This window comes from Kordia algicida OT-1 (assembly GCF_000154725.1).
In the GTDB taxonomy this organism is placed as follows: Bacteria; Bacteroidota; Bacteroidia; order Flavobacteriales; family Flavobacteriaceae; genus Kordia; species Kordia algicida.
This window is the reverse complement of sequence record NZ_DS544873.1, coordinates 65,526-76,585: the sequence shown is the minus strand read 5'-3', so window position 1 is coordinate 76,585 and position 11,060 is coordinate 65,526. Positions and strand designations below refer to the sequence as shown.

Here is an 11,060-nt window from a genome sequence, read left to right as displayed (position 1 = left end):
GTAACCTACGTGGGATTAACAATTCCTTATTTTATGGGATTTAAGAAACGTTCGTATTTTCTAACATATCAAAGAACGAAGAAAAACAGCAATTAACATTCGAGTTAATTACTGTATTTCAATTATTTATAAAATTTAAATTAAGGTCATGCCCTAATTTACACCATTACCCTGTCTTCTTTGAAATTTTCAATACTCTTGAAATACTTCGAATCCCACAACCTTCTTTTAATAAAGAAATTATAAAACTATTTGTGTGTTTATTGTATGCTTCATAAGTATATTTCAAATGAAACTTCTTATTACAAGATATACATTTATAACGTTGTTTGTCACTTTGAAAACCATTTTTGACTGCTCGACTTCTACAATTTGGACATTGTATTTTTTCCATGTCCAAATGTAGCCCACGTAGGATTAATAATCCCTTATTTTACAGGATTTAAGAAACGCTCCTATTTTCTAATATATCAAAGAACGAACAAAAACAGCAATCAACATTTAAGTTAATCACTGTCTTTCAGTTATTTACATTTCAAATTAAAGCTATGCCCTAATTTACACCATTACCGCCGATCGGTTTTAAGGTATATCGATAAAGAATTTTTAAAGCTCAATTACCAACATATATCTTTTAAACTCATTGTTTTAATATTATTTTTTCCATTAATTTGAGTAATATAAATTGTATAGTCAAAGCGAGTAGTCAAATTATCATCGAGTAATTCACTCAAATCTTCGTTAATCATTTTAGATAAAATGCAAGATTCTGCACGATAGTTAATTTTATCGTTCATGAATTCTTTTAAACTTATCTTTTTAAATAACAAAGATTCGTTAGATTCATATCTTTTGTATGTGTATATATTCTCATCAATATGTAAAATAGCACTATAATTATTGTCACTAAATCCATTAAGACTTTCAATCAAATTTGCTTTTTTTATATTTTTTTTGTCAATTTTTTCAAAGAAATCTTTTCTAAGAACAGTGGTAACGTACTTAATTTCATTACTTAGATATCTATCAGTTCCTTTTTGAGAAACCTTTTCCCTGTTAGACTCTATAATGTGTTCCGTCAAATTATTGTTGACTTCTTTTAAAAGTGTTTCTTTTTGTGTTTTACAACTTAAAAAAAGTAAACATAATATTATTAGTCTGATTAAATTCATTTTAATTAGTTTTTATTCCACGTGACTGTAAAGTAATCTTTACACCTCTATTTTTATAATTAAATCTACTCTTATATATCTCACCTCCGTATACATCTTTTGCAACTCCTGGACTGGGATTTATTCTATCTCCATTTGTATTATAATATCTACTATTTCCGTTCATATCTATAATTCTAGATTTTTCTGCTCCAGGGTAAGATATTTTTAAACCTTGATTTGTATATGTATATGATTTATGAGTCTCATAATGTGTTCTGAGAGGAAGTCCGCTCTCTTGTCTAATCATATTTTCGATATGAGTAGCATAAATTTCTCCATCTGCTATTCGTTTCCCAGCATCCGTATAATACCAAAGTTTATTAGTTTCAGCATAACCTCTTGTATAATCATCGCGTATGTGTGACATCTCATGCCCTAAAGTTACATAATTTGGAGTTTCTATATATCCAGCTTGAGTAGAGATTTTTACCTTTTCATTTAAGTTCATACTGACAACACCACCAGATGCTTGTGCATTTCCTTGTGACTTCTTTATAGTTACATCATGCTCACTGCCGGAAAAATAATCAACTAAACCTTTTCCTGTTTTTCCACTTTTTTCTAATGTTTCAATTTCATTAAATGCTTTCATGACATAGTCTGACATGTATGCCTTGTCAACACCAACCCAATCTCCACTATCATTACGATATTCTCTTTTTCCATTATTATATCTAAACCTACTATCTTCTGTCTTCCCATCATTTATATAAACATAATCTCCATTGACATCTATAAATCGAATAGGATTATTAAATGTATATTGATATGGATTCATACTTTCATATTTTTCTGCGAATCTATCAATATTCATAAATCTTCCTATGGAGGCTTCATAATTTCTAGCTCCATAATCACTCCAATTTAAATTTAATTCGTTCTGCTCTTCTTTGCCGTTGTACCCATAATTATGATCTCTACCTGTAATTGTGCCATTATACCCTTTATGTTTGAGTCCAAAGGGATAATAATGATTCTCTTCTTTGATTTCCGTTTCAGGACTAATATTCCCATCACCATTCATGTCTTCATACGATAACCTGATGTTTCCTAAATGATCTTTGTATTGATAGGTGTAACTAAATCCAATAATTTTTGGAGTATTTGAAGCAAATTGTGGCTCTACATAGCCTTCTTCTGTATTAAAGAACGTAAGTACAACATTTGATTGTCCATGAGAATTTCCTCTTTTGTAAATGTAATTCCCTGCATAATAGGTATATGTTGCACCTGCAAACATAGAGTTATTGACTTCTTTTTCAAGTTTTACTCCGCTTGCGTCGTAAATGTAAGAAATCGTACTGCCATTATCAAATGTTATTTGTGTTGGAAGGTTTAAATAATTGTAAGTGATTAAGCTAATGTTCTTATTTTTATCCTTTACCATATTTCCATTAGCATCATAACTGTAGTCATTATTTACATCCGTTGGATCAATACTTGAGTGTACATTTCCATCATTGAATCCAAAACTCACGTTACTAGCATCGGTTACATTTAATAGCTGATTCCCTGAATATTGATAGGATAAATCATCCATCGTGTCAAAACTTGTTGCCGTAGCATTGATATGTCCTTCTCTTGTAAGAGTTGTGATGTTTCCATTACGATCATACTTTACCAAACCTAAGTTATAGTTCCCTGTATTATCTGTGGCGTTTGTAATTCTATTTAGCGCATCATAGGTATACTCATAACTTTTCAGCGAATTATCTTGTCCTTTAGTTTTCCAAAGTGTACTAGAGATATTTCCATTAAATAGTTTTTTGGTTGGATCAGTAATATCGTTGTATTTGATAGCAAAACTAAACAGATCATTTTCTTGATGGTTAACATTATTGATTCCTTTTAACCATCCGCGAACGTTATAGTTAAAGCCAACTTCTTGCAATTCTTTTTCCAAATCAACTAATACCAAATCTTCAATCTTTGCACCTGTACTATAGATAGAAACATCACCCAACAGCGGATTCCCCGTATCTACAACACTTGACATATAGAATAACTCATCATTTTTTAAGTAATAGATGTTAGTTCCTCTACGCTCTATTTTAAAAGTATCTCCCGTAAAATAGGTTGTTTTATCTCCTTTGTTAACTCCATTTTCATATACACGAACAGCTCCCCATGAGGTTGTATAGATCGCATAGTTCATCGAAGTGTATCCAGAAGTACCTGCTGTTTCTGAAAGTCCTACAATTACAGGCTCGTTATCTTGTGGTATCTGATAGCTTACATATCCATCCGCTGTAATACTTGTATCTGTAGTAAGTCCTGCATCCCATGTATTACTTCCTGTTATTTTAGAAATGGTGTTGCCACTAACACTAAGGTTTACAATGTTCGTATAACTACTAATACTTGGTAATTTTCCACCAACTTGCTTCATTTCTAACTGTCCAAGCGCATCATAATGATGTCTTGCGATGAGTTCTTTCGCGCCAGCATTGATTTGTTTGGTTTGATACAATAGACGTGAATTCTCATCATATACATACGCATCAGTAGTAACAATAGGACTGGTTTTAGCTCTGATATGCGTAGTTCGTGTCTCCAACGGTTTTCCTGTAAAGTCTAGGCGACTACTCACGGCATCTTGTGTATCTAAATATTCATTTTTTGAAGTAACATGAATTGCACGTGCCTTTTCATCATAGTAAGATTCGCTTGTTGTCCAGTCATTCGTTCCAATAGTTCGTACTTTCCCTCCTGTTGGAAGCCCTTTTACATTTTCTGCAAACGATTGTCCATAGACTGAATAACCCACGTGTATATTTTCTAATTCTGTACCAGTACTGTATACAACACCATTTCCAACAAGTATTCCCGAATAGGTAATATCAATTACATGGAAGATATCTCCGTTTTTCTTAAACAGGATTTGATCCTCGTAGCGTTCTACTCTAAAGGTATCTCCTTGTTCTGAATAGGTCACTGGAATGGATTCTGGACTGTTACTATCGTTGTATACATATACGCGGTTATTATTATAGCCTGTATAAATACGATAGTTGATAGCTTGGTAACTAATTGAAGATGCTGTTGCTTGATGTGAGAGTCCCACCATCATTCGTTTGTCTTCATTTCCTATGGTGTACTCAATATATCCATCCCCTTCAATAGTCGCGTCAGTGATAAATCCTGAATTTGTCCAAGAATCATCCGCATTTTTTTTCCATGTGATGGCATCGACATCTTCAAGTAAGGTAGGATTCAAATTGTAGTTCGCTTCTAATGAGTTTTGTGTATCCCAAGAGTAATCATCATAATAATTTACCGTAAGTATAATAACCGAAGTATCATTTGGATAGTTAGCATTGGTATAAAATATAGATGTATTTCCAATACTTGTTGCCGCTATTGATCTAGTTTCATAAGTATTAGCACTATCCATCTGTGCTTGTAAAACTGTTCGATCTCCCGAATGAATCACAAGCCCTGTATAGGCTATTCTTCCAAAAACATCATATTTAGTAAATAACCATTTATTTTCTGCTCTTAGGTTGGCATCTTGCGTCAGTACTGGACGATCTAACTTATCATAGACAATATATTCTTTTTCCTTCGCAGGTAATTGTTTTTGAATGAGTCTGTTTCTATGATCGTATGTGTACTGATAACACAAATTCGTTAATTCATCATTAGAGATACTATCAGACACATCAACCAAAGGTGGTACTACATGCGTTAAATTTCCATAATCATCATAGATATAATAGGTATCATGGCGGACATTATTATTGAATGTTCTTTTTAAAACTACACGACCTAATTTATCTGTAAATTCTATAGCAGTATGGTCATTTGCGTGATTTTGATTTGACTGATTTTGATTTGGTTGCCAGTTTTCATCTTTGACTATAGATTTGTAGAGTTCTCCTGCTAAATAATATCCATCGTCATCTAAACTCATATTTGTAAATCCGTTTCCTGTATAGCTCACACTAAAACGTTTTACATTATCATAATCCATATCTGTAAATACTCCATTGTGAGTATTGGTTTGATACTCCATTTTAATGGTGTGGTCTGTATCTGAAGTCGTATCTAATTGCCAAGCATTCCCAGGCGCGCCTTGTTCCAACACTCTAGCAAGCGGTGAGTTTTCTAATGATTTTTCACTATATGGATTGGTTGTATTCTCATACTTAGCCGTATTATAAAAAGTAGCTTGATCGGTAAACATATCGCTATGAATACTACCGTTTAAAGAAACAGTTGCATACGGTAAAAATTCTTTGACTTGTCTGCCTAATTCATCATATTCAAATGGAGTTACAATATCTTGTCCATTTCCTCCTTGACGAATTCCAATAGCTTGTTTGGCTCTTCCAAGACCATCAGCATAATTGATGCTTTCAATCTTGTCCCAATGTTTAATATTAAGACCATCTTGTGTTGCCTTTTGGTAAGTGGTAGATTTTACGTAATTATCTAAAGAGTTATTTCCGTTCTTGTAGAAATATTCATTAGCACTTAAGATATTCTTTTCGGCATCTTTTACCTGTTTTAATCGGTGCAGGTCATCATATTCAAAATAGCTGGTATATCCTCTTGGATCGGTAGTTCGCGTCATTCCAACTAAAGGATCATAGGTTAGTGTAGTGACCATAGCATCTGGAAACTCTGCTCTTAAATCATCTAAAGCTAGTTGCAAGATGTTTTCAGTAACGGTATCCACATCTGCATTTGAGCCAGTATATACATTCGCTAGGGCTGTAGTTTGTGCACTACTCATACTGGCATACGATACATTTTCTAGTTTTGCAATTGGATACATACTATCATATCCCCATACATAGCTGATACGCGTCCCATCTGTTTGAGAAACTTCTATAGGCTGTCCAAAGTTTGTATAGCCATGAAATTGTACTCGTGATTGTCTTGCGGTGTTTGACTTAGCACTTTTAATCTCTGATACTTTGATGATATTAGGATAAAATTCCTTAAAAATACGCTGTGTATCATACACAAGACTTCCGTTTTTATACTGTTTTGTTTGAACAGGCGCTTCAATTTGATTGAGCGTCACCATTTTATTTAAATCTGTTTGCTCAGCAGTAGTGTATTCAGATAACTCATAATCGTATGGATATAAAATTTCTTCTTTGTAGGTAGTTGTAATTCCACCTTCTAAAAACGCTGTAGTTTTTTCTGTAACTCTGTTTTTAGTATTGTAGATTGTATTAGTAGTAGTTACCGTTTGTGACTGTACATCATTTTCATCATAGAAATATTCCGTTCTAATTGTTTGATTTGGCAATAAAATTCCTTTGATGTAGTTAAAAGCGCTAAAAATTACATCTGTTCCTGAGTTTGCATTAGGGTCTGAGTTAGATGAATGGCACGTGCCTACAGTAACATCTTGTCCAACACCTGGACCACAAAACTCTCCATGATTTTCTACATTGCCTTGGCTGTAATTAGTATATGAATTATAAAACTGATCCCACGGACAATCTACACTCTGTGTTTCAAAAGTGGTATATGAAGTCTCTGCGATACTTGATACATCTGTGTAGGTATATGTTTCTTCTATTAAAAGTTTTTGGTCTTTATCAAAAACCTGTTTTTTCTCTAAAACACCACGTTTATAATCTTTATTCTCTACGGGTAAAAAAGGATAGTCCGTATTATCAGACGTTAGTATTTCAATATCTCTTGGTGAGATAAAAGTGTATAATTCTCCACCATTGTTAGATGCATTAGAAGCTGATTGTCCATTTCCGACTTCTTCTTTTTTTACATATACTTTTTTGTAACCTACATAATTCCCTTTGGTAGTTGGCGTAAGTACTTCATTAAGATCACGTGTTACTTGATATTCTACTAAATAAGGATCTCTGTAGATAGTTCTATCGAGTCCGCCACATTCATACCTTGACACAAACGGATGCATTTTCCCTTTGTAATAGGTTCTTTTGTTTAGATTTGCTTCATAAGAACCACTTGACACATAATCATCCATTGAGGCAACAGTAAAATCTTCTACAAGATGATTATCTCTATAATTATACGTAGTCTTTTGTGCTTCTGTGCCCTCATCTGTAAAAACCACTTCTTTAATTCGAAGCCCGCCACCTTTCATTACCTTGGTAACAAGGTTGTATTCTGTGTATTTTAAATCAATGGTAATATCTACTCCTGTTTGCGAGAAATCACATTGTGTAATCTCGTCTTGCGGAGTTCTAAGTTCTACAAAATACCAACCTGAGGTTATGGAAGGATAATCAGTTGTTGTATTCACATTAAAAGTATATGCGAAATCATTAGCTACATACTGAAAATCTGACACCTGTGCGCCTAAATAATTTCCGTTAGAAGGAGGTGTAACGCTAACCCCTGGTTTTGGCTCTACTTTGGATAGAGAAATAGTATGTTTACTTACATCTGCACAACTTTGTGTAATCAAATTGCTTTTTCCTAACTGAATTTTCTGTCCATCATCTATATACAATAATAACTTGTTGTTAGAAATTTGCTGACCTTGTTGAATGTATAAACTTCCATAACGATTGTATACTTGCCTGTTAGCAGGAATTTTTGTGTAGTCGTAATTTTGGATTCCTTGATAACTAAAATCATTGCTCTGAAAAGTAAATTCTTTTTTCCCGCCAAGTGGATATGTAATAGAAGCTAAAGTTCCTGTGGTAATTTTAGTAGGATTTACAACTCTACCTATAGTCGTAATACTATGCGTGGCGATGGTGTTATAATCTCCGTTGTAATATCCCCAAGTATCTTTTAATTCGCTTCCAAAACCAGGCAATTCATTCAAGTTTTTGTAATCAAGACTGTACTGTAAATTCTCTGAACCAAATACTTCGGTTACACCTGTTAAAAACAATCGATTATTGCTAGAAGTTGTATAGCTAAAATTAATTTGTTTGTGCAAGTTTCCATTAGGCTGAAAAATCTGAATAGTATTTAATTTCCCTCCTGAACTGATATTGGTATTGACCGTATTGGCTAAAAACTCAGGATGTCCATTACTATCTAAATTATATTTAATTTTCGTTCCATCACGCATGGTAACTTCATCTACATATTTTTGTGTACTTAAAATATGCTGAGAAGAAGAAATTATTTTTGGTAATAACATTCCTTGGTTAATACCTCTTACTTGAGTAGTTCCAAAGTCTGGATTACCAATGAGTTGGTTTCTTGTGGTAGATACAGGCGTATGATAATTCTCTTGAACATCTTGATAAGTAAAACTACACAATACAATATCATTAGGGAGTCTCACATCTTTTAAATGCCAAGCGTTGATTGCTCCATCTCCCATAGTAGTTGAGCCTGATGAAGTATTTCCATACTGGCTAGTAGTGACTGTATTATTGTAAATTACATTAGAACTTGTTTCTTCAAAGGTATAGATATATCCATTGGTGTCTGTTACTTCAAACTTTGTGATTTCAAAATCTACGTTATGGTATATCGTAATGATATCGTTAGTATCACTTCCTATAATTACAGGAGTTAATTGTCCTTGAACATTTTTAACAATAAAGCGTCCGCTTCTTCCAAAGAAATTATATTGATATAAATCATACTGCGAATCGTACTTATCGAGTCCATTGGCTGTCTTCCATAAAAATTCTTCTTTTTGTGCTGGAGATAAATTATTAAAGTTCTCATATCCATTGTGGAACACTCCACGTCCTAGTAATTGTGAATTATTTTCATCAGGAAGACCGCGTACCGTTCGTGAGATCACACCACCTGTTGCCATTGAAAATCCTGTTCCAAGCCAACCTGAGCGTTCATCAATACGAACACCTTGCGTATTATACTGTATGCCAATTGGATAATTTAGCATATCTGAAATGGTAACACTTCCTAGTGGAATACCAATACTTGGTTGCCCTGAATATAAATCCACCGAGACTTCTTCAAACCGCATAAGATTTGCCACCGTTGGAGAAGGTGGAATAATTGTTGGCAAGGCAATTTCGTCTTGACCGTTAGGAGAGCTTTGTTGTGCTTGCATAAAGCCGAAGCTTACAAGCAAACACAAAAATGCAATAACATTTTTCATATAATTCTGATTTTTATTTATTAATTATTTTTGTTTTAAAAGATTCTTTTGTAGTTATACTGCCGCTTTCAAAGCAATATTTGATGTAGTTTTTACCATTTTCTTTGAAATCACACGATTTTTTCGAAAGCTCACAGGTAAAACCGTTTCCCCTTTGAGATATACCAAACGATACTTGGATTCATAAGATTTTAAATGACTTAGATTGATTACATAAGAGCGATGAATACGAACAAAACCATCATCTGAGAGTTCTTCTTCATAGTATCCAATCGGTTTACAACTAAGCTGACGTGTACCATCTGTTAAATGAAACCATGTATAACATTCGTTGGCTTCTATATACCTAATCTGTTCTTTTAGCAAATACTCACCCTTGTGTTTGCTACCCAAACGAATATGTTTAGTACTGTTTGAAACATCCTGTTTGTAGTTGTTTTTTTCTTTTGTTATTTTCATGCATTACTGTTTTAAATTTCTACTCTTTTTTGGGTTGGTGATTCGTTGGGAATTGGGTTTGTAAATCAAAGTAGGGCACTTTTTCTGTTCGATGCAATTATTTTGTATAAGCGTCAAATTGCCACCAACGAGCGTCATATTTTGATAAAATATTATGTTTTTTCTTATTAATTTTATGTTAATAGAAAATTTTGAATCATAATGATTCCTCTTGCAAAAATGTTGAAATTCATCAAACTTTTGCATGTAATTCTTATTACAATCCTGTCATTGCAGTAAAAAGTATTTAGAGTAGTTTTTTTTTTAATTATGTGAGTAGATATTTAGATTTAAGAAATAATTTGTCTTATTTCTATAAATAGTTGTTTTAGTAATTTTGGAAAGAGAAGTAAGTACTTTTTTTTCAAACCACTAAAAGTGAAGAAGAACTCAAGAATTTACAACTATGTTATTTCTATGTAAAACCACACTTCAAAAAAAGGACTTTTTTATTTTATATTTTCAAAGTCATATATTAAACAATTACCAGATGTATGGAGTGTTTATATTTCAACAATTTACATTGTGGACTTTTGAAAGACTAACATCAATATAGCTGAGAAAGTTTTTAAAGTGTCAAATACCAAAACTTTTCACTTCAAACCCCTTCCAAGTTGGTATTTAAAATTCAACTTAGAAATGACTTACACAAAAGGATTTATATCTGGTCGTCTCCCCGAAGGATATCCCCAAGCTACATATTGGCTTTTATTTTCATCGGTATCAAGATGAACAAATGTTCGTCCAACACCAATTCTTTTAAATCCAATATTACGAGCTTCATACACTAATTGATTTCTAATATCTGTGGAAGGTACACCAATATCAACTGCCATACATGTGGGGATTTTGTGCGACGACCTTGAAGCGCCACCAACTTTGCGATTATGCGCCTCACTTCTTGCTCCAGAATTTATCCAATCAAATATCGGATAGCCTGTACGCATTTCTAGCTGTTCTAACATCATTAGCAAACGTCTATCCATACAATTTCCTGATCCTGGCATATCAGGACTATCAAAGACTGACAAATCAATTTTACGAGTTATCCTGCGCGCGGATTTCTTTGACTGTTTCATCAATCTGTATACAAAATAGACACCTATGGCAGTTAGCGCAAAAGTGCCTATTGTTATATAAAATAACTTATGATTATTTTGAGCCACAACCACAACCTTTCTTTTCTGAAGCTTTTCCTTTTTTATGACGTACATACAGATCAGAACCTAGCTTAAATGTACTAACCAATAAGAATGCTCCAAAAAGTAAATTTAATGCGCCACCGCCTTTATTTATGTTCATAGTGT

6 protein-coding genes are annotated in these 11,060 nt (G+C 33.2%); all 6 read right to left on the bottom strand.

Annotation, left to right across the window (positions count from 1 at the left end; genetic code table 11):
- Nucleotides 1-166: 166 nt before the first annotated feature.
- The 6 genes from KAOT1_RS23805 to KAOT1_RS23265 all read right to left on the bottom strand — a co-directional run bounded on the left by KAOT1_RS23805 (nucleotide 167) and on the right by KAOT1_RS23265 (nucleotide 11,055).
- A complete protein-coding gene (locus tag KAOT1_RS23805; RefSeq protein WP_433991533.1) occupies nucleotides 167-394 on the bottom strand; it encodes an IS1/IS1595 family N-terminal zinc-binding domain-containing protein in 228 nt (75 codons plus the stop codon).
- Nucleotides 395-617: 223 nt separating this feature from the next.
- Nucleotides 618-1,172, bottom strand: a complete 555-nt coding sequence (locus tag KAOT1_RS00345) for a hypothetical protein (protein ID WP_007092661.1) — start codon at nucleotides 1,170-1,172, stop codon at nucleotides 618-620.
- Between the two features lies 1 nt (nucleotide 1,173).
- Complete coding sequence (locus KAOT1_RS00340) at nucleotides 1,174-9,255, bottom strand: DUF6443 domain-containing protein (protein ID WP_007092660.1); 8,082 nt, start codon at nucleotides 9,253-9,255, stop codon at nucleotides 1,174-1,176.
- A gap of 54 nt (nucleotides 9,256-9,309) precedes the next feature.
- Nucleotides 9,310-9,714 carry a LytR/AlgR family response regulator transcription factor gene (locus KAOT1_RS21690; RefSeq protein WP_007092659.1) on the bottom strand — a complete coding sequence of 135 codons (405 nt, stop codon included), beginning with the start codon at nucleotides 9,712-9,714 and terminating at the stop codon, nucleotides 9,310-9,312.
- Nucleotides 9,715-10,397: 683 nt separating this feature from the next.
- Nucleotides 10,398-10,919: a D-Ala-D-Ala carboxypeptidase family metallohydrolase gene (locus tag KAOT1_RS00330; RefSeq protein WP_007092658.1), complete on the bottom strand. Its 522-nt coding sequence runs from the start codon at nucleotides 10,917-10,919 to the stop codon at nucleotides 10,398-10,400.
- Complete coding sequence (locus KAOT1_RS23265; protein WP_007092657.1) at nucleotides 10,906-11,055, bottom strand: hypothetical protein; 150 nt, start codon at nucleotides 11,053-11,055, stop codon at nucleotides 10,906-10,908. Before KAOT1_RS23265 ends, KAOT1_RS00330 begins: the two co-directional genes overlap by 14 nt.
- Nucleotides 11,056-11,060 lie beyond the last annotated feature (5 nt).